This window comes from Streptomyces sp. NPDC020845 (genome assembly GCF_044334165.1).
In the GTDB taxonomy this organism is placed as follows: Bacteria; Actinomycetota; Actinomycetes; order Streptomycetales; family Streptomycetaceae; genus Streptomyces.
Genome location: NZ_JBIRSJ010000032.1, coordinates 1 through 19,531, shown reverse-complemented (window position 1 = coordinate 19,531; position 19,531 = coordinate 1). Strand labels below are relative to the sequence as shown.

Here is a 19,531-nt window from a genome sequence, read left to right as displayed (position 1 = left end):
CGGCCGCCGGGGCGCGCTCGACGACGAAGCCCGCACCTGCGCCGCGCGAGCGGAGAAGCGAACGAGAAGATTCTGTGAGCGACGCGCGCGCGGCCGCCGGGGCGCGCTCGACGACGAAGCCCGCACCTGCGCCGCGCGAGCGGAGAAGCGAACGAGAAGGTTCTGTGAGCGACGCCTCTCCGGCTCTCGAAGAGGTGCTGTCACGGGCGCGGGGTCTGATCGGCCAGTGGCAGGACGAGGACTGCGGGACGCCGACGGTCAAGGACTTCTGCCGTTACGCGGCCGCCCTCAACGACGGCGAGTACATCCGCCGGGCGCGCGCCCTGGAAGCGGCCGGCCGACCCGTCGAGGCCCCCGCCCTGTTCCTCGCGGCGACCATGAGCTGGGAGGACGGTCCGCCGGAGCAGGAGCTGCGGCCCGACGGTCTCGCCCAGCGTGAGTCGCCGTGCACACACGGCCTTCCGGTGCGTCAGGTGCACGGCGGCCAGTCGGTGCGCCTGATCCGTCCTCCGGTCGCCGGCACCCGGGTCACGGCGGCCCGTACGGTCCTCTCCGCGCGGCACAAGCGCGGGCGGTCGGGTGAGTTCGTGCTCCTGGACGTACGGACCCGGTTTCTGTCCGGCGACGGGGGCGAACTGGCGGCCGTGGACGAAACGATCGTGGTGCTCGACGCCGCCGGAGGTACCCCATGACCCCGCCCGCGGTCGGGCAGACGTGCCCGCGGCGCGACTATGCCCATTCCAGAGTGCAGTTGTTCCGCTTCAGCGCCGTGTCGTGGAACGCGCACCGCATCCACTACGACGCCGAGTTCGCCGCGTCGGAGGGGTTCCCCGACACGGTCGTCCAATCGACGCTGCACGGCGAGATGCTCAGCCGCCACGCCCTGGACTGGGCCGGCCCGGGGGCCCGGCTGGAGTCGGTGACGTGGCGCAATGTCGCGACGGCGGTGGCCGGCGAGCAGCTGACCTGGACCGGGACGGTCACGGCGGTCGAGGGCGCGCGGGTCACCCTCGCGGTGCGCGTCCTCAGGGCCGACGGCTCGGAGTGCGTCACCGGGACGGTTGAGGTGACGCGCGCTTCTTGACGGGCCGACTCGTCCGGACGTAAAGGCGGTGGAACGGAGGCTGCGAAGGCCTTGGTTCCACCGCTTTCGGCTTGTTCCGGGGCCGCGCGCCGTACGGTTCGGGAGCCCCGTCCCGTCAGGCGGACCGATTCCGTTGGGCTGCGATTTCCACCTCCTTACGCTCCTGGGCCATGAGCGTTCTTACTGATGAGTCGGTCGCCGCGGATGCCTTGGCGGTGATCGAGACCGACATCCTGATCATCGGCGCCGGTCCGTCAGGCCTGTATGGCGCCTACTGCGCCGGCTTCCGCGGCCTGAGCGTCGTCGTGATGGACGTCCTGCCCCAACGGGGCGGCCAGATCAGCGCGATGTACCCGGAAAAGCCGATCTTCGACATCGCCGGCTTCGCCTCGGTGCGCGGCCGCGACCTGGTCGACAACCTCATCGCCCAGGCGCAGGAGCACGGCACCCGCTACCTCCTCGGCCACCGCGCGGTGAAGCTGTCCTACGACGCCGAGGGCCTGCCCGTGGTCCGCAGTGACCAGGGGCAGACCGTGCGAGCCGGAGCGGTGGTGATCACCGGAGGCGTGGGCACCTTCACCCCCCGGTCACTCCCGGCCGGTGAGGACTTCCTCGGCCGCGGCCAGGTGTACTTCGTGCCCGACCCCGCCGAGCACACCGGGCATGACGTCGTGGTTGTCGGCGGTGGCGACAGCGCCTTCGACTGGGCGGCCCTGCTGGCCCCCCTCGCGCGCTCCGTCCGCCTGGTGCACCGCACCGCCCGGTTCCGCGCCCACCGCGCGTCGGTGGAGAAGGTCCAGGCGCTCGGCATCGAGATCATCACAGACTGCGAGGTGAGCGACCTCTACGGCGCCGCGCGGCTGGAGGAGGTGGAGATCCGCCACCGCGTCACCAAGGACGTCAGGCGGCTCCCCGCGCAGACCGTGGTGGCGGCGCTCGGCTTCGTCGCCGACCTCGGCCCACTGCAGCAGTGGGGCCTCACCCTGCAAGCACGGCGGATCGCCGTCGACAGCCGCATGGCCACCAACCTTCCCCGCGTCTTCGCGGCCGGTGACATCACCGACTACCCGGGCAAGGTGCGCCTGATCTCCGTCGGCTTCGGCGAGGCGGCCACGGCCGTCAACAACGCCGCCACGGTCATCGACCCGGAGGCGGCGTTGTTCCCCGGGCATTCCACAGAGAAGGAGAACTGACATGGCCTATGTCATCGGCTCGGCCTGCGTCGACATCATGGACCGGTCCTGTATGGAGGAGTGCCCGGTCGACTGCATCTACGAGGGCGAACGCAAGCTCTACATCAACCCGGTGGAGTGCATCGACTGCGGCGCCTGCGAGGTCGCCTGCCCCGAGCAGGCGATCACCGTGGACCGGAAGGCGGATCCCGAGCACCGCGCGGACAACCGGCGGTTCTTCGAGGAGGTCCTGCCCGGCCGGGACGCCCCACTGGGCAGCCCCGGTGGCGCCGCCTCCGCCGGCCCGCTGGGTGTCGACACGGCCCTGGTGAGCGCCCTGTGACCGCCCCGGACGTGGCCAAGGCGGCCGATCTGCTCCGCGAGGCCGAGCGCACCGGCGTCGCGTGTCCGCCGGTCCGCTCCCTGCTGCCCCGCGGTGACATCGAGGCCGCGTACTCGGTGCAGCGTGTGAACGTCGAGCGTGCGGTGGCCGAGGGGCGGAGGGTCGTCGGCCGCAAGATCGGGCTGACCTCCCCCGCGGTCCAGTCCCAGCTGGGCGTGGGACAGCCGGACTTCGGCACGCTCTTCGCCGACATGGCCCTCCCCGAGGGAGGGTCGGTGGCCGCCGGCCGGCTCATCCAGCCGAAGGTCGAGGCAGAGGTGGCGCTCGTGCTGGGCGCCGACCTGCGCCACCGCGACTGCACGGTCGCCGATGTGCTGCGCGCCACCGAGTTCGCGCTGCCCGCGCTGGAGATCGTGGACAGCCGCAACGCCGACTGGGACATCACCATCGTCGACACGGTGGCCGACAACGCCTCCAGCGGCCTGTACGTCCTCGGCGGCACACCGATCCCGCTGTCCGGCCTCGATCTGCGGGGCGTCCGGATGACCATGACGCGCGGCAGCGAACCGGTCTCCGAGGGCACCGGCGCCGACTGCCTCGGCAGCCCGCTCAACGCCGCCGTCTGGCTCGCCTCGACGCTGGCCGCCATGGGCGACCCGCTGCGGGCGGGCGATGTCGTGCTGACGGGGGCGCTCGGCCCGATGGCCGTCGCGTCGCCCGGTGATCGCTTCGAGACCCACATCAGTCAGCTCGGGCGCGTATCCGTCGAGTTCGCCATGGAAGGAGAACAGCCGTGAGCAGTGCCCGCACGAAGGTCGCCGTCATCGGTTCGGGCAACATCGGCACCGATCTCATGATCAAGGTGCTCCGTCTGTCGGAAACCCTGGAGATGGCGGCGATGGCCGGCATCGACCCGGACTCCGACGGGCTGGCCCGCGCCCGCCGCCTGAAGGTGGCCACCACGCACGAGGGCGTCGACGGCCTGCTCGCCCTGGACGAGTTCGCCGATGTGCGCATCGTCTTCGACGCCACCTCGGCCAAGGCCCACCGCCACCACGACGAGGTGCTGCGCGCCCACGGACGCACGGTCGTCGACCTCACCCCGGCCGCCCTGGGACCGTACATCGTGCCGCCGGTGAACCTCGACGCGCACCTCGGCAGCACGAACGTGAACATGGTGACGTGCGGCGGCCAGGCCACCATCCCGATCGTGTCGGCCGTCTCGTCGGTCGCCCCCGTCCACTACGCGGAGATCGTCGCCTCGATCGCCTCCCGCTCCGCCGGTCCGGGCACTCGGGCGAACATCGACGAGTTCACCGAGACGACCGCGGCCGCCATCGAGCAGGTCGGCGGCGCGGCCCGCGGCAAGGCGATCATCGTGCTCAACCCCGCCGAGCCTCCGCTCATCATGCGGGACACGGTCCACTGCCTGGTCTCGGAGTGCGACGAGGGGGCGGTGGCGGCATCCGTCGAGGCCATGGTGGGCCGCGTCCAGACGTATGTCCCCGGATATCGGCTCAAGCAGAAGGTCCAGTTCGACCGGATCGCCGCGGACAATCCCATGGCGGCGCTGGTGCCCGACGGCACCTCGGCGGTGAAGGTGTCGGTGTTCCTCGAGGTCGAGGGCGCCGCCCACTACCTGCCCGGCTACGCGGGAAACCTCGACATCATGACGTCGGCCGCGCTGCGCACCGCGGAGCGCTTCGCGGCACACCAGACATCGGAGGCGGCTCAGTGACCACTTTGTACGTCCAGGACGTGACGCTGCGGGACGGCATGCACGCCGTGCGGCACCGCTACACCGTCGAGCAGGCCCGGACCATCGCCGCCGCTCTGGACGCGGCGGGGGTGGCAGCGATCGAGATCGCGCACGGTGACGGTCTCGCGGGTTCAAGCGTCACCTACGGTGTGGGGGCGCACACCGACTGGGAGTGGATCGAGGCAGTCGCCGACGCCGTGGACCGGGCGGTCCCCACCACACTGCTGCTGCCGGGCATCGGCACCCTCCACGACCTCAGGCAGGCGCACGCGCTGGGCATCCGTTCGGTGCGGGTGGCGACCCACTGCACCGAGGCCGACATCTCCGCGCAGCACATCGCCGCCGCGCGGGAGCTGGGCATGGATGTGGCCGGCTTCCTGATGATGTCCCACATGGCCGAGCCGGCCGAGCTCGCCCGCCAGGCGAAGCTGATGGAGTCGTACGGGGCGCACTGCGTTTACGTCACCGACTCCGGCGGCCGGCTGACCATGGACGGCGTCCGCGATCGCCTCCGCGCCTACCGGGACGTCCTGTCCGAGGAGACGGAGCTCGGCATCCACGCCCACCACAACCTGGGGCTGGGCGTCGCCAACAGCGTGGTCGCCGCGGAGAACGGCGCCACCCGCGTCGACGCCTCCCTCGCCGGTCAGGGCGCCGGGGCCGGAAACTGTCCTCTGGAGGCGTTCGTGGCCGTCGCCGACTTGATGGGCTGGCGGCACGGCTGTGAGCTGTTCCCGCTGATGGACACCGCGGACGACCTCGTACGACCGCTGCAGGACCGTCCGGTGCGCGTCGATCGGGAGACCCTCAGCCTCGGCTACGCGGGGGTGTACTCCAGCTTCCTGCGGCACGCGGAGGCGGCTGCGGCCCGCTACGGACTGGACACGCGCACGATCCTGGTCGAGGTCGGCCGGCGGGGCATGGTCGGCGGGCAGGAAGACATGATCACGGACGTGGCGCTCGATCTGACGGCTCGTACCGGAATTTGACCATCCTGGCATTCCTATCAGGCAAATACACCCCCTATATTGTCCATCCTCAGAACTAATGATGGCCTCAATCAAGGCAGGCCGGGGCGAGGAGGGCATGTCGTGACGACTGCGGCGGTACCTCGTGGTCAGGGTGGTGAAGAGGCCCGGCCGGACGGACGGTCCCCCAGGTCCGTACTCGGCAAGGTCGGGCTCATCCTGTCGGCCTTCGGCGACGGCGACCTCGCTCTCAGCCTCACGGAGCTGACGGCGCGCACGGGGGTGGCCAAGACCACGGTCCACCGGCTGTGCCAGGACCTCGTGGGCTGCGAGCTGCTGGAGCGGGACGGCTCGGACTACCGGCTCGGCCTCCAGCTGTACGCAATCGGCCTGCGCGCTCCCCGGCCGCGCACCCTGCGCCAGGCCGCGCGGCCGGTCCTGGAAAACCTCGCGCAGACCCTCGACAGCCCCGTGACCCTGTCTGTGCCCAACGGCTCCGACCTGCTGTGCATCGACAACGTGGGCCGGCATCGCAACCGGGCAGGCGCCCCGGTCGGCGGGCGGCTCCTGCAACTGCACAGCACGGCCCCGGGCAAGCTGACCCTGGCCCTGCTGCCCGACCAGTACCCGCTGGCGCGGCTGGCGCCCCGCATGCGCCGGACGACCGCCCACACCCTCACCGCCGACCGGCTGCCCCGGGAACTCGTCCGCATCCGGGAACAGGGCTACGCCACCGAGGTCGAGGAACACCGGCTCGGCTACTTCGCCGTGGCCGTGCCCGTGCGCGGACCGCGGGACGCCGCCTACCTCGGGGCCCTGTCGGTCGTCGCCGCCACGGCGCACGGCAACGCCCCGCGCACGCTCGCGGCGCTGCGGAGCGCCTCGGAGGCCGTCACCGCCCAGCTTTCGGCCGTCAAGGCGTACCGCACCGGGCTGTAGCGCTCAGTCGACGAGCAGTCGGGCTATCCCCCGTTCACTGAAGACGTCTCGGGTGGCGAGGGCAACGGCGCCGTGCAGGGCCGAGGCGGCACCGAGCTGAGCTGTCGTGATGGTGAGCTTGCGGGTGGCCAGCGGCAGGGCCCGCTGGTACACCACGGCGCGCACCCCGGAGAGCAGCTCGTCGCGCAGTTCGCTGAGCGGGCCGCCGAGGACGAGGGTGCGGGGGTTGAACATATAGACGAGCATGGCGGCGAGTTCCCCGATCTCGGCTGCCGCCTGTCGCAGGGCCCGGACGGCGGGCGGGTCGTTGTTGGCGACGCGCTCCCTGAGCTCGTGGACTCCGTACTGCGGATCGGCCTCGGTCGCTTCGGGGATGCCCAGCGTCCGCAGCACGGCGCGGTGGGAGGCGAGTGCGCCCACACAGCCGACGTTCCCGCAGGAGCACAGGACATCGTTGCCGCCGCGGGATTGAATGTGGCCGACGTCCCCGGCAGCCCCGTCCGCGCCGCGGTAGATCCGGCCGCTCCCGGTGACGAGTCCCGCCCCGATTCCGGCGGCGATCTTGATGCAGAGCAGCGGGCCGTCCGCCTCGGCATGGCGGGCCTCGCCGAGGGCCATGAGGTTCGCGTCGTTGTCGACCCGGGCGGGAGCACGGAAGCGGCCGCGGAGCCGCTCCGCGACCGGGAAGCCGTCCCAGCCGGGCATGCCGTTGGGCCGGACCGGGCAGCCTCGCCGCTGATCCACCGGGGCGGGCAGCGCCATCACCACCTGACGGACCCGGCGGGGGTCGTGCCCCGCCCGTGTCAGCAGGGCGAGCAATTGGTCGCTCACCGTCTCCAGCACCGCCTCCGGCCCCGCGTCGAGCCGCGTAAAAACCGTGTCCCGCGCGACGAGACGCCCGCCGAGGTCGGCGACCGCGATCCGAGTCTGAAGGGTGTCGACATCGGCGACTGCGACGGTTCCCGCGCGAGGGCTGAGGATCAGCTGACGCGGGGGCCGCCCGCGCACCGATTCGCCGGCCTCCAGCTCCTGCAGGATGTCGTGGCCGACGAGCTGGTCGACCTGTTGGCCGACGGTGGACCGGGCCTGACCACTGCGCCTCGCGATCTCGGCCCGGTTCGTCGCCTCACCGGCCACCACGAGGTCCAGCACTCTACGCAGTCCGACGGAAACCGCGGGCAGCGGGGCCGAGTCGACGGAATGACCGTCACCTTCACGCATCTTCCGGAGCCTAGCCGCCGTGGATCACCGGGGACCAGTTTCTCTTTTGTTTGACTTTAGTTCGTGTGAAAAATTAACAACTCCCTCTTGTTCGGGCTAACCGAACTAAAGGAGGGTTAGGGGAAGCGCGAGCACGCCTCACTCATCCGTCAGAAGAGGGCCGTCCGATCGCAACCCCCGTTCCTGAAGTCAATGGCGGTGGACCGCTCAACGAGACGCGACCTGCCGCCGCTGCGCTCCGGCCGCACCTGCACATCACCCGCGCCCGCCGCTTTGGCCTGCCCTTATTCCCGTCGTGACTCCACCCGGCACCCATGGAACGCGGCAGAAAACAAGTCGGCCGCCGTTCTGCTGAGCGGACCGTCCGTCTCGCCCACTCCCCGGCCGGGCCCTTGAATACTCGCCAACCAGTGGGAAGCCGACGCGCCAACACGCGGCTGTCGATCACTCGCATACCTGATCATCCCCGCGCATTACTCCTGGGAGGAACCACAGCCATGGCCAAACAGACGCATCGCATCGGCATCCTGGGCAGCGGCAACATCTTCGGCCGGTATGTCACCGGTCTCGCCCGCTACCCGGAGCTGGAGATAGTGCGTGTAGGCGACGTCGACCTGGCCCGGGCGAAGCAGGCGGCCGCCGACCACGCCATCCCGGCCTGGGGCGACGACGCGGAGCTGTACGCCGACGACTCGGTGGACATCGTCATCAACCTGACGCCGCCGGTCCACCACGCCCGCACGATCATCACGGCTCTGGAGGCGGGCAAGCACGTCTACGTCGAGAAGCCGCTGGCCACGACGGTCACGGACGGTGAGGCGGTCCTCGCGGCGGCTTCCCGCGCCGGACGTGTCCTCGGATCGGCACCGGACACGTTCCTCGGCAGCGCCGCCCAAACGGCCCGCAAGGCGATCGACTCCGGTCTGATCGGCACACCGATCGGCGCCTCCGCCTTCATCGGGCACAGTAAGGCCGAGACCTGGCACCCGAACCCGACCTTCCTGTTCCAGGAGGGTGGCGGCCCCGTGATGGACATGGGTCCGTACTACATGGCCATCCTCGTCAACTGCCTCGGCCCCGTCTCCACCATCTCGGCAGCCGGCCGCATCGGCATCCCCGAACGCACGGTCACCGCACCCGAGCGGACCGTCGACACCATCGCGGTCACGGTGGACACCCACACCGCGGCCGTGCTCACCTTCGCCTCCGGCGTCATCGCCACGGCCCAGATGAGTTTCGACGTGTGGGACAGCGAGCTGCCGTTCATCGAGATCTACGGCAGCGAAGGTAGCCTTTCACTGGCCAACCCGAACCACTTCGACGGTGACGTGCGGGTTCGACGGCACGGTGACGGCGACTGGACAGTCATGGAACCGGCCCTCGAACTTTTCGGCGCCGTCGGCACCCGTGAGCAGGCCCGCCGCGGGCTCGGCGTCCGCGACCTCGCGAACGCCCTCGAGGGTGGCCCGCACCGCGCCAACGCCGCCTTCGCCTTCCACGTACTCGAAGCGCTCTGCTCGGTGGAGAGCTCCGCCCAGCAGCGCCGACCCGTGGCACTGACCAGTTCGTGCGAGCGTCCCCAGCCGCTTTACAGCTCCTGACGCACACACATCCCCACCGCCCGAAGCCCCGAAGCCCCGAAGCCCCGAAGCCCCGAAGCCCCGAAAAGGGACGCGCATGACCATCAGCCAGGACAAGATCGCGATCAACCCCCTGCAGTGGATCGCCACCGACGACGGCTGGATCGACCCCGCTCTGGCACCGGCCCTGCCCGAGCGCCTCAAGGTCATCCGCGAGGCGGGCATCGGCTCCGTGCACGCGGAGGTGCCCGCCGACATGACGGCCGCCGACCACGGTCGGCTGCTCGAAGACCACGGCCCCGCGCCCGCCCCGGGCTATATCTGGAGCCCCCTGTCCGAGGACGAGACGAGCCTCGCCGAGCTGCTCGACAAGACCGACCGCATCAGCAGCCAGATGGCCGAGCTGGGCCTGTTCCACGCCGACATTACCGAGCGCGGCCGTGCCGAGAGCTGGACCTACCGGCAGACCGTGCCGGCCGGTCTGTGGGCCGAGCCCGGGCACACCTCGGTCGACATCCCGGCCACCGTGGCCGCGCTGCCCGACACCTTCGACGGCTGGCTGGTGATCGAGGTCGACCGCGGCGCCCAGGCCACGCCCGAGGAAGGCGTCCGGCTCTGCGGCGAGTGGGCCCAGCAGGCGTACTGACCGTCCAGCAGCACCACGGAACATCGTCCGGCCGGGGCGGTCAGCACATGAGCAGCCGCAGACATCGAGAGTGCGAGATGCGAAGAATCGCGCCGACAGGGGCCATTCCGACCCTTGCGAGGTCCTGGAGCCCAGTGATGCCGCCACCGTGGACACCGGCGGAGCCATGCGGCGCGGTAGCTCAGCCGTTGATCCCGGTCTTTAAGAACGTCCCCCGTCAGGAGGCTCACAGTGCCCAATGCGTATGGATTCACCAGATATGGCGGACCGGAGACACAGCAATTTCTCGACCTGCCCAAGCCCGTTCCCGGGCCGGACGAGCTTCTTGTCGAGGTGTATGCGGCAGGCGTCAATCCGGTGGACTGGAAGGTTCGAGCCGGGATGCACCGCGCCTTCCTCCACCTCGAGATGCCGGCCGTGCTCGGGCGTGAGGTTGCGGGCATGGTCGAGCAACTCGGCGAAGGAGTGGACGGGTTCGCCGCGGGCGACCCGGTGTTCGGCACCAGTGCCCGAGGCTGCGGCGGCTACGCACGGTTCGCGCTCCTGACCGCTGACCAGACCGCGCTGAAGCCTGCCGCAGTCTCCTTCACCGACGCGGCAGTGCTGCCGGTGGCGGTCGGAACCGCCTACGACGGGGTGGGCCAGCTCGGTCTGGCGGCCGGCGAGACCCTGCTGATCCTGGGAATCGGTGGTGGCGTCGGCAGCGCGGCGGCGCAGATCGCTCGCGACGCCGGAGTCAGGGTCATCGGCACCGCCGCCGCGGCCAAGCGGGAGTTCGTCGAGTCGCTCGGCGCCACGGCGATCGACTACGACAGCGGTGCCTTCGACGAACAGCTGAAGACGATTCTGCCGAACGGAGTCGACGCGATCTTCGATCTCGTGGGCGGCGAGGCGCTGCACAGCGTCTCGACGGTGATCTCCCCCGGCTGCCGGATGCTCACGGTCGCCGACCCAGAGACGGCGGCCCGGTTCGGCGCCCGGCCGCTGTCCCGCACGAGCTCGACCAAAACGCTCACCGAGCTGGCCCGGCGGGTGGCGGAAGGTCGGCTCGATCCTCAGGTCCGCAGCGTCTTCCGCTTCGAGGAGGCCGAGGCCGCCCTGCGCGAAGTCGAGTCCGGTCATCCGTGGGGCAAGGTGGTACTGGACATGCGCTCAAGTTCGGGCCACTGACCTGCAGCGTTCACCTTCGGGACGACCACCGCTTGGGGCGTGATCGTGGTCGTACGACGGCCACGAAGCCGCGCAGACGCCCACTCGACGACATCGCTCGTCCAGTGCCGCGAGCGGTGCCACCGACCACGGAAGTGCCCCACTTCCCCCTTAAGAACTCTATACGACACGATTTCGCCTTTTCGAGTCGAGAATTGCACTACGTACCACATCAAAAAAATATAGTTAATATCCCATTTAATCACTTTCCATTCGTGCAAGATTTCCCTGAATACCGCAAGGAGCATCGATGGCACTCACGAAGCCAGCCTGGCACCGTCGGCTGATAGCAGGCGCCGCCGCAAGCACGGCACTGCTCACGGCCGCCGCGTGCAGCGCTGCCAACCAGCCTTCCGGCAACTCCACGACCGCCGGCCCGGTGCGCGACGGAGGCACCCTCGTCGTCGCGCAGACGAGCGACCTCGACCCCGGCTCGTTCCTCAAGACCTCCATCGGCAACCAGCTGACCGAGTACGCGGTCCTGGAGACACTGACCGCCATCGACCCCAAGACCGGTCAGCCCCAGGGCGTCCTCGCGAAGTCGTTCAAGCTCGCACCCGACGCCAAGAGCATCGACATCACACTCCGTGACGATGTGACGTTCCACAGCGGCCGCAAGCTGACGGCGAGCGACGTCATCTTCACCCTGAAGAAGGTGCAGGACCCCGCGACGGGCGCGGCGAACCAGGCGATCGCCGCCAAGATCAAGTCGATGAAGGCCAAGGGCGACCACGAGCTCACGCTCACCTTCTCCCAGCCGACGCCGAACATCTTCGACGTGTTCGAGACGATGCCGATCCTCAACCCCAAGACCTACGCGGACTACGCGGCGGGCAAGGTCGTCGACGGCACCGGCCGTTTCGTCTGGAAGTCGTGGACGCCCGGGGGCAAGGCCGTACTCACCAAGTACGCGAAGTACCGCGACGCCGAGGACACGCATCTCGACAAGATCGAGATCAACATCATCAATGACCCGACCGCCATCGTGTCGGCGATCCGCAGCGGTCGCGTCCAGTACGGCGTCGGCGTCGCCGCCCAGGACGCGCGCAGCCTGAGCGAGCAGCAGGGCTACGCCCTCGTGAAGTCGGGCGGATCAGCGATCCCGCTCGCCTTGGACCCGACGAAGCCGCCGTTCAACAACAAGGCCGTGCGCCAGGCGGTCCATTACGCGATCGACCGCAACCGCATCGTGGAGCAGGTCGAAGGCGGTCAGGCGGTGGCGACGAACCTGCCGTGGCGGACGTCCACGACCGGCTACGACCAGAACCAGGGGAAGCAGTACACCTATCAGCCGGACAAGGCCAAGAGCATCCTCGCCAAGGCCGGCGTGAAGAAGGCCTCGTTCGAGGTCGTCGTGCTGAACACCCCTGAGGCCACCGGCGTCTTCCAGGTCGTCAAGAACAATCTCGCCGCCGTCGGCTTGAACGCCAAGCCCGTACTGCTCAGCGCGACCGAGTACGACGAGCGGATCGCGAAGGCGAACATGGGCACGCCCGCCGTGCTGATGATGAGCAGCAACGCGCTGTCGCCCGCGAGCGCGGTCGTCAGCCGGCCGGAGCTCCTCCCGGGCAAGAACCTCCTGCATTTCAAGAGCGCGGAGTACACGAAGCTCGTCGAGGAGGTCACCCGCGCGGGCGAGGCCGGCGCGCAGAAGAAGGCGCTGCACGACTACAACGCCTACTTCGCCGACCAGGCATTCGCGCTTCCGCTGATCACGCGCCCGACCATGACGGTCCGGTCGAAGTCCGTCGGCGGGATCAAGGCCACTCAGGCGGGCTACCTGGACCTGGGCCAGGCATGGCTGTCCGACTGACCCGACGACCAGGCCATAGGAGGTAGCAACACAATGATCCGGTTCTTGGTGCGCAAGGTGCCCTCAGTAGCGTTCGTGCTGTTCGCCAGCTCGATCATCGCCTTCGCCCTGCCGCGGCTCGCACCGGGAGACATCGCGGTCACCCTCGCCGGCACGGACCCGACCGCCGCCAACGTCGCTGCCATCCGGGAGCAGTTGGGCCTGAACCGGTCGCCCATCGTGCAGTACTGGGACTGGATCTCCGGGGTGCTCCACGGCGATCTGGGCCAGTCCTACCGCTTCCACCGCAGCGTCGCGAGCCTCATCGGCGACCGGCTGGAGAGCACTCTGGAGCTGGCCCTGTTCGCCACTCTGCTGGTCGTTCTCATCGGAACCACGCTCGGGGTGCTCGCCGGTTCGGCCAAGCGCCGATGGGCGCGGACAAGCTTCGACCTGGGCAACAGCTTCATGATCGCCATACCGTCGTTCCTCACGGCACTGGCGCTGATCCTCATCTTCGGCGTGTACCACCGCTGGCTGCCCGTCAGCGGTGAGGTGAGTGTGGCGCAGGATCCCGCGATCGGAATCCAGTACCTGGTCCTTCCTGCGGTCGCGCTGGCGATTCCGCCTTCCGCGATCGTGGCCCGCCTGCTCCAGACGGAGATGGCCAAGGTCCGGAACGAGGACTACGTCGATCTGGCCCTGGCCAAGGGGGCCTCGCCCAAGCGGATCACCCTGCGCCATGTGCTGCGCAACAGCTTCGGCACCGCGGTCGTCTCGATCGGTCTGGAGATCGGCACCCTGCTCGCCGGCGCCGTGGTCATCGAGGCGATCTTCAACCGCAACGGCCTCGGCCAGCTCGCCGTCTCGAGCGTGAGCACGCGCGACTTCACCGTCCTTCAAGTGCTGATCCTCGGTGTGGTGTGCATCGCGGTGATCTGCCAGATCGTCACCGAGATCATCCTTGCGGCGCTCGACCCGCGCATCAGGTTGGGAGACTAGGTCATGACAGACATTCCCCTGTCAGCGTCCGGCGCGGCGGCCGCGGCGCGGCGGCGTCGGCTGAATCCGACGCTGGCCCGGTATCTGTCCGCCTTCCGCACCCCGCGGGGCATCATCGGGCTGTCGATCCTCACGGTCATGGCGCTCGCTGCGCTGCTCGCTCCCCTCCTCTTCCCGGGCGGCTACGACCAGCAAGGACCGAACGCGTTGGCCGGGCCGTCGGGCGGGCACATCTTCGGTGTGGACGAATTCGGCCGTGACATCTTCGTCCGCAGCATCTACGGATTGCGCGTCGACCTGAGCCTCATCCTCACCGCCGTGCCGCTCAGTATGGCGATCGGCGCACTGTTCGGCCTCGCCGGCGCGATCTCCGAGTGGCTCGGCGCGGCGGTGCAGCGGCTGCTCGATGTGGTCATCGGCTTCCCCGGGCTGATCCTCGGCGTCTGCCTGGTGGCCATCCTCGGCCCCGGCTGGTTCGCGCTGTTCCTGACCATCCTGATCGGCGGCCTGCCCACCGCGGGACGCCTGGCCCGCAGCGCCTGGCTCTCCCAGCAGGGCAGGGAGTACGTCCTCGCCGCCCGGGTGCTCGGCGTCTCGCGCCGTCAGTTGCTCGTCCGGCACGTGCTGCCGAACGCGATGGACTCCATCGTCGTGAACGGCTCCGTCTGGATGGTCATCGGCATCTACATCGAGGCGGGTCTGTCCATCGTCGGCCTCGGCGTGCAGCCGCCGACGCCGTCGATCGGCGTACTGCTCAACAACGGCCTTCGATTTGTCACCCAGTCCCCCACGTACATCATCGGCCCCGCAGCGCTGCTCCTCCTTCTCTCGGTGGGCTTCAGCCTGGTGTCGGACGCACTCAATGAGGCGGTGAATCGCCGATGAACTCGACGACCAACTCGGCCACGGCCGAATCGCCGGCACCGGCGGCGAACAAGCGTGTCCCCCTGCTGCGCGTCGAGGGCCTGCGCACCGAGTTCAAGTTGAAGAGCGGCGGCGTCAAGGCCGTCAACGACGTCAGCTTCGACATCTACCCGGGCGACGTCCTCGGCATCGTGGGCGAGTCCGGCTCGGGCAAGTCGGTCACCGCTCGTTCGATCATGCGCATGGTGCGCCCGCCGGGTGAGGTCGTCGCCGGCTCGGTGCGGTTCGACAACGAGGACCTCCTCGCGCTGCCCGAGCGGGAGATGCGGCGCCGACGCGGCAGCAAGGTGGCCATGGTCTTCCAGGACCCGCAGGCCGCGCTCAATCCCGTCATGAAGGTGGGCGACCAGATCGTCGAGGCCATGACGGTCCACGGCGTCGACAAGAAGACCGCGCGCAAGCGGGCGGTCGAGCTCCTCGAACAGGTCGGTATCCCCGATGTCCAGAGGAAGATCGATCAGTACCCGCACCAGTTCTCCGGCGGAATGCGCCAGCGCGTCGTCATCGCGATCGCCCTGGCCAACGATCCGGCGCTGCTCATCGCCGACGAGCCGACGACGGCTCTCGACGTCACGATCCAGGCCCAGATCCTGCGGCTGCTGGCCAAGCTGCGCACCGAGCTCGGCATCGCCGTCGCGATCATCACGCACGACATGGGGGTGGTCGCCGAGCTCTGTACGGACGTTGTCGTGATGTACAGCGGGCGCACGGTCGAGAAGGGAACCGTCGAGCAGGTCTTCAATCATCCGCGCCACCCCTACACGGCGGCGTTGCTCGAGGCCATGCCACGCCTCGACCAGGACCTGGCCGGCCAGCCGCTGCCCACGGTTCCCGGCACCCCGCCCGACCCCGCGGCACCCCCGGCCGGCTGCGCGTTCGCGCCACGCTGCCGGTTCGCCGAGGACGCGTGCACGCAGGCACAGCCCGCGCTGTTGGAGATCGGGGACGTGGGGCAGACCGCGGCCTGCTTCGTCGCCCAGCGTGGCGTCGACGTCCGTGCGAGCGACGCCCCCGCGGCGGCGCGTGCCGAGCACGCAGCGCCCGCGCCGCGGAGCGCCCCTCCTACGGACGCGCCCGTGCTGGAGGTCCGCGACCTCAGGGTCGATGTCGGATCACGGAGGAGCGGACTGTTCCACCGTGATCCCCCGGTCTACGCGGTCGACTCGGTGAGCCTGTCCGTGCACGCGGGCCGCACCCTCGGACTCGTGGGCGAGAGCGGCTGCGGCAAGTCGACGCTGTCCCGCAGCATCGTCGGCATCAACCCGGTCACCGAGGGGTCGATTCTCGTCGACGGAACCGACGTGAGCGCGATGCGCAACGAGGACATCAAAAAGGTCCGGTCCTCGGTGCAGTACCTGTTCCAGGATCCATACGCGTCACTGAACCCCCGGCGCACCATCCGGCAGTCGCTCTCCGAAGCGCTGGCGTTCAGGGGTTTCAGCGGCGGGGCCCTTGAGGAAGAGGCGCGCTCGCTGATAGCGCAGGTGGGGCTACGGCCGGAGCACCTCGACCGCTACCCGCACGCGTTCTCGGGCGGGCAACGTCAGCGGATCGGCATCGCGCGGGCCCTGGCCCGCCAGCCGCGCACGCTGATCCTCGACGAGCCGGTCTCCGCGTTGGACATGTCGATCCAAGCACAGATCATCAACCTGCTGGAGAAGCTCCAGAACGAACTCGGACTGGGCTACCTGTTCATCGCTCATGACTTGTCGGTCGTGCGTCACCTCAGCGACACGGTCGCTGTCATGTACCTCGGAAGGATCGTCGAGTACGGCGAGGTCGCCGAGGTCTACGGCAACCCGCAGCACCCTTACACCGCCGCGCTGCTGTCGTCGTCGCCGGTGCCGAGCGTCTCGGCGCCTCCACGGGAACGCATCGTCCTGCGGGGCGATCTGCCGAGCCCGGCGACCCCTCCCTCCGGCTGCCGGTTCCGCACCCGGTGCCCGATCGGCCCGCTGGTGAACCCGGAGCGGACGATCTGCACGGAGAGCGACCCGCGCCTCACCCTCACCGCCGCGGGCCAGCGAGCCGCCTGCCACTTCGCCGGCGAACTCGCAGGTCGATCCTGAACAGCGGCCTGAAGCCACATCCCTGTAAATCCCTGAGAGGAATGCACGTGTCCGATGCCTCGACCGGCACCACCGGCGTACCGCGTATCGCACTCAACCCCATCCAGTGGATGGCCAGCGACGACGGCTGGCTCGACCCGTCCAAGGCACCCGAACGAGAGCAACTGCTGTCGCTGGTCAAGCAGGCCGGCTTCGACTCGGTCATGGCCGAGGTTCCCGCCGACTGGACCGTCGAGCGCTACCAGGCGCTCCTGGACGAGGTCGGCCTGGCGCCGGCGCCCGGCTACTTCGTGTGCCGGTCGGACGGTCGGGACGGGAACGAGAACGACGTTGTCGCAAGCGCCGGCGCCCTCGCACGTCAGCACGCCGAACTCGGGATGACCGAAATCGGCCTCGGCCTCGCAATGGGCAAGGACATGCCGCGCGTCTTGCACCCGGCGCAGGCACACGACGCGGATCCCTCGCGCGTCGAGGCGGTGACGACGTTGATCGGGAGGATCGCGGACGCCATGGTCGCCGAGGGCGTACGGCCCAACCTGCACCCGCACGTCGGCACCTGGATCGAGACCGAGGAGGAGGGCCGCGCGGTGCTCGACGCCCTTCCGGACGCCCGTCTGGGCTTCCTGCCGGACACCGGACACCTGGCCTGGGCAGGCTCGGACGTCGGCAAGTTCGTCGAGGACTACGCGGAGCGGATCCCATTCGTGCACGTGAAGGACTGCCGGCTCAGCGTCGCGGCGCAGGGCCGCGAACAGGGTTGGGGATACCAGCAGACCGTTCTGTCCGGCCTCTGGGTCGAGCCCGGCCGCGGCGAGCTGGACCTCAAGGGAATCATCGACAACCTGCCCAGCACCTTCGACGGCTGGCTGATGGTCGAGGTCGACCGGCCGGATATCGCCGATTGCTACGAGAGCGCGGTCGAATCGGCCCGCTGGATGCACGCCACGTTCCGCTGACCCGGCCAGGATCAAGGCGAGACAGGCGCTCGGCTGGGGTCTCCCAGCCGAGCGCCTCGCACGTTCACCCGGTCTCAGAGCATGAGCTGGTCGATGGTGATCGGAAGGGAGCGGACGCGGCGTCCGGTGGCGTGGAAGACGGCGTTGCCGATGGCCGCTGCCAGACCGACCAGGTCGATCTCCCCGATCCCCTTCGTCCCGACGCGGTCGCGCGGTCGGGACCACCGCACGAACAGCACCTCCACGTCGGGCACGTCGGCATTCACCGGCATCAGGTAGTCCCCGCAGGTCGCGTTGGCGATGCGCCCGGTGACCTGGTCGGCGACCGTCTCCTCGAACATCGCCTGGCTGATGCCGCCGACGATCTGGCTGGTCGCGGTCTTCTCATTGAGGATGCGCCCTGTGGGACTCTGTCGCCCGATTCGGCCGACCTTGCGAAACTGGTGGGCTGCCGACGATGAAGGCGCAGGTGAAGCTGATCGAATCGGGCCTCACCGCGGATCGGGCAACAGAGTCCTGTGGTTGCCGAGAATGTCATCCGCCCTGGTCAGAGCGGGTGCACCGAGCTCCACGGTCATCGGCCACGGTCGCTCGTGCAGATGCTCTCGCGTAGCCGGTGGTCCACACGTGATGATGATCGATCGTGCTGCTGCGACTGGCCTACCTCGGTGTGACGAATGCGTTCGCCCTGCTGCGTCTGCTGCCGATGAGCGACCGGGACAAGGATGCGGAGATCCTGGCTCTCCGTCATCAGATCACGGTCCTGGAACGCCAACTCGGCAAGGGAAAGGCCCGGTTCAGCCCGAGCGACCGGGCGTTCCTGGCGGCACTGCCGCACCGGCTGCCGTTGCCCGCCCTGCGGCGTCTGCGACTGCTCGTGCGTCCTGACACGGTACTGCGCCGGCATCGCGACCTCGCAAAGCGCCGGCATGCCGCCTCATCACGGCCCAAGCAACCCGGTCGGCCTCGTACCGCGCGCTCCGTCCGGACTCTGGTGCTACGCCTGGTCAGGGAGAACCCGAACTGGGGCTACAGACGGCTTCACGGCGAGCTGCTCGTGCTGGGAGTGAAGGTGGCCGCCTCGACCGTCTGGAAGATCCTCAAGGATGCCGGCGTCGATCCAGCGCCCGGCAGGAGCTCCAGCACCTGGGCCGGCTTCCTGCGCGCCCAAGCCGACGCCCTCCTCGCCTGTGACTTCTTTGAGACGGTCACCCTGTCCGGCGCCCGGATGTACGTACTCACGGTGATCGAGCACAGCAGCCGCCGCATCCGGATCCTGGGCGCCCACCGCACACCCGACCACCTCCTGGGTGGCGCAAGCGGCGAGAAACCTGGTCATGGACCTCGAGGACATAGGCTGCCGGGCCCGGTTCATGATCAGGGACAGGGATGGGAAGTTCCCCGGACTGTTCGATGACGTCCTCAAAGACGCGGGGATCGAGGTCATCCTCAGCGGCATCCAGATGCCACGAATGAACTCGATCATGGAACGGTGGGTGCAAACCTGCAGACACGAACTCCTGGACCGGACCTTGATCTGGAACCAGCGCCACCTCCTCCACGCACTCCGGGAGTTCGAGCAGTTCCACAACACTCATCGGCCCCACCAAGGCATCGCGAACGCCCGGCCACTGCACCCGCTGCCCGCACCCATCACCGATCCGGACAAGTTGACCTACCTCGACATACGACGACGCCACCGCCTCGGCAGCCTCCTCCACGAATATCACCATGCTGCCTGACCTGCATGGATGAAGTTCTCGGCAAGGACACGGCCGATCTGCTCCCCGGTGAACTAGTTCACCTCGTGGACATCACCAACGGAGCCCGTCTTGAGACCTACGTCATCGAGGGGCGCCGGGGTTCG

18 protein-coding genes and 2 pseudogenes are annotated in these 19,531 nt (G+C 69.1%); 18 read left to right on the top strand and 2 right to left on the bottom strand.

What is annotated here, in order from left to right; translation table 11 throughout:
- The first annotated feature begins 164 nt into the window (after positions 1-164).
- The 8 genes from ACH4U7_RS50000 (at position 165) to ACH4U7_RS49965 (ending at position 6,265) form a co-directional block, all read left to right on the top strand.
- On the top strand, positions 165-692 hold the full coding sequence (locus ACH4U7_RS50000; protein WP_398534420.1) for a hypothetical protein: 528 nt from the start codon (positions 165-167) through the stop codon (positions 690-692).
- A complete protein-coding gene (locus ACH4U7_RS49995; protein WP_398534419.1) occupies positions 689-1,084 on the top strand; it encodes an acyl dehydratase in 396 nt (131 codons plus the stop codon). The genes ACH4U7_RS50000 and ACH4U7_RS49995 overlap by 4 nt, the downstream gene beginning before the upstream one ends.
- Before the next feature lie 170 nt (positions 1,085-1,254).
- On the top strand, positions 1,255-2,277 hold the full coding sequence (locus tag ACH4U7_RS49990; protein WP_398534418.1) for an NAD(P)/FAD-dependent oxidoreductase: 1,023 nt from the start codon (positions 1,255-1,257) through the stop codon (positions 2,275-2,277).
- A gap of 1 nt (position 2,278) precedes the next feature.
- Positions 2,279-2,599, top strand: a complete 321-nt coding sequence (gene fdxA, locus ACH4U7_RS49985; protein ID WP_398534417.1) for a ferredoxin — start codon at positions 2,279-2,281, stop codon at positions 2,597-2,599.
- On the top strand, positions 2,596-3,396 hold the full coding sequence (gene mhpD, locus ACH4U7_RS49980; protein ID WP_398534416.1) for a 2-keto-4-pentenoate hydratase: 801 nt from the start codon (positions 2,596-2,598) through the stop codon (positions 3,394-3,396). Before fdxA ends, mhpD begins: the two co-directional genes overlap by 4 nt.
- A complete protein-coding gene (locus tag ACH4U7_RS49975) occupies positions 3,393-4,337 on the top strand; it encodes an acetaldehyde dehydrogenase (acetylating) (RefSeq protein WP_398534415.1) in 945 nt (314 codons plus the stop codon). Before mhpD ends, ACH4U7_RS49975 begins: the two co-directional genes overlap by 4 nt.
- Complete coding sequence (gene dmpG, locus ACH4U7_RS49970; RefSeq protein WP_398534414.1) at positions 4,334-5,347, top strand: 4-hydroxy-2-oxovalerate aldolase; 1,014 nt, start codon at positions 4,334-4,336, stop codon at positions 5,345-5,347. Before ACH4U7_RS49975 ends, dmpG begins: the two co-directional genes overlap by 4 nt.
- A gap of 102 nt (positions 5,348-5,449) precedes the next feature.
- A complete protein-coding gene (locus tag ACH4U7_RS49965) occupies positions 5,450-6,265 on the top strand; it encodes an IclR family transcriptional regulator (protein WP_398534413.1) in 816 nt (271 codons plus the stop codon).
- Between the two features lie 3 nt (positions 6,266-6,268).
- Here ACH4U7_RS49965 and ACH4U7_RS49960 read toward each other — a convergent pair whose 3' ends face one another.
- Positions 6,269-7,486 carry an ROK family protein gene (locus ACH4U7_RS49960; protein WP_398534412.1) on the bottom strand — a complete coding sequence of 406 codons (1,218 nt, stop codon included), beginning with the start codon at positions 7,484-7,486 and terminating at the stop codon, positions 6,269-6,271.
- 497 nt (positions 7,487-7,983) lie between these two features.
- On the opposite strand from ACH4U7_RS49960, the gene ACH4U7_RS49955 reads away from it, so the two are divergent.
- From ACH4U7_RS49955 to ACH4U7_RS49920, 8 genes are all read left to right on the top strand, one after another.
- Positions 7,984-9,087 (top strand): Gfo/Idh/MocA family protein, encoded by a 1,104-nt coding sequence (locus tag ACH4U7_RS49955; protein WP_398534411.1) that lies wholly within the window; start codon positions 7,984-7,986, stop codon positions 9,085-9,087.
- Between the two features lie 76 nt (positions 9,088-9,163).
- Positions 9,164-9,712 carry a hypothetical protein gene (locus ACH4U7_RS49950; protein ID WP_398534410.1) on the top strand — a complete coding sequence of 183 codons (549 nt, stop codon included), beginning with the start codon at positions 9,164-9,166 and terminating at the stop codon, positions 9,710-9,712.
- A 231-nt stretch (positions 9,713-9,943) separates the two neighbouring features.
- Positions 9,944-10,882 (top strand): NADP-dependent oxidoreductase, encoded by a 939-nt coding sequence (locus ACH4U7_RS49945; protein ID WP_398534409.1) that lies wholly within the window; start codon positions 9,944-9,946, stop codon positions 10,880-10,882.
- Between the two features lie 289 nt (positions 10,883-11,171).
- On the top strand, positions 11,172-12,734 hold the full coding sequence (locus tag ACH4U7_RS49940; RefSeq protein WP_398534408.1) for an ABC transporter substrate-binding protein: 1,563 nt from the start codon (positions 11,172-11,174) through the stop codon (positions 12,732-12,734).
- Positions 12,735-12,767: 33 nt separating this feature from the next.
- Positions 12,768-13,715 (top strand): ABC transporter permease, encoded by a 948-nt coding sequence (locus ACH4U7_RS49935; RefSeq protein WP_398534407.1) that lies wholly within the window; start codon positions 12,768-12,770, stop codon positions 13,713-13,715.
- 3 nt (positions 13,716-13,718) lie between these two features.
- Positions 13,719-14,600 (top strand): ABC transporter permease, encoded by an 882-nt coding sequence (locus ACH4U7_RS49930; protein WP_398534406.1) that lies wholly within the window; start codon positions 13,719-13,721, stop codon positions 14,598-14,600.
- Entirely contained in the window at positions 14,597-16,708 is a 2,112-nt protein-coding gene (locus ACH4U7_RS49925; RefSeq protein ID WP_398534405.1) for a dipeptide ABC transporter ATP-binding protein, read from the top strand. The genes ACH4U7_RS49930 and ACH4U7_RS49925 overlap by 4 nt, the downstream gene beginning before the upstream one ends.
- A gap of 47 nt (positions 16,709-16,755) precedes the next feature.
- Positions 16,756-17,664 carry a sugar phosphate isomerase/epimerase family protein gene (locus tag ACH4U7_RS49920; protein WP_398534404.1) on the top strand — a complete coding sequence of 303 codons (909 nt, stop codon included), beginning with the start codon at positions 16,756-16,758 and terminating at the stop codon, positions 17,662-17,664.
- Between the two features lie 74 nt (positions 17,665-17,738).
- On the opposite strand, the gene ACH4U7_RS49915 is transcribed toward ACH4U7_RS49920, so the two are convergent.
- Positions 17,739-18,059: a molybdopterin cofactor-binding domain-containing protein gene (locus ACH4U7_RS49915; RefSeq protein WP_398534472.1), complete on the bottom strand. Its 321-nt coding sequence runs from the start codon at positions 18,057-18,059 to the stop codon at positions 17,739-17,741.
- 248 nt (positions 18,060-18,307) lie between these two features.
- On the opposite strand from ACH4U7_RS49915, the pseudogene ACH4U7_RS49910 reads away from it, so the two are divergent.
- Positions 18,308-19,406 (top strand): annotated as a pseudogene (locus ACH4U7_RS49910) (integrase core domain-containing protein).
- Positions 19,407-19,432: 26 nt separating this feature from the next.
- Positions 19,433-19,531: pseudogene (locus tag ACH4U7_RS49905) on the top strand (aspartate 1-decarboxylase); the annotation flags it as partial.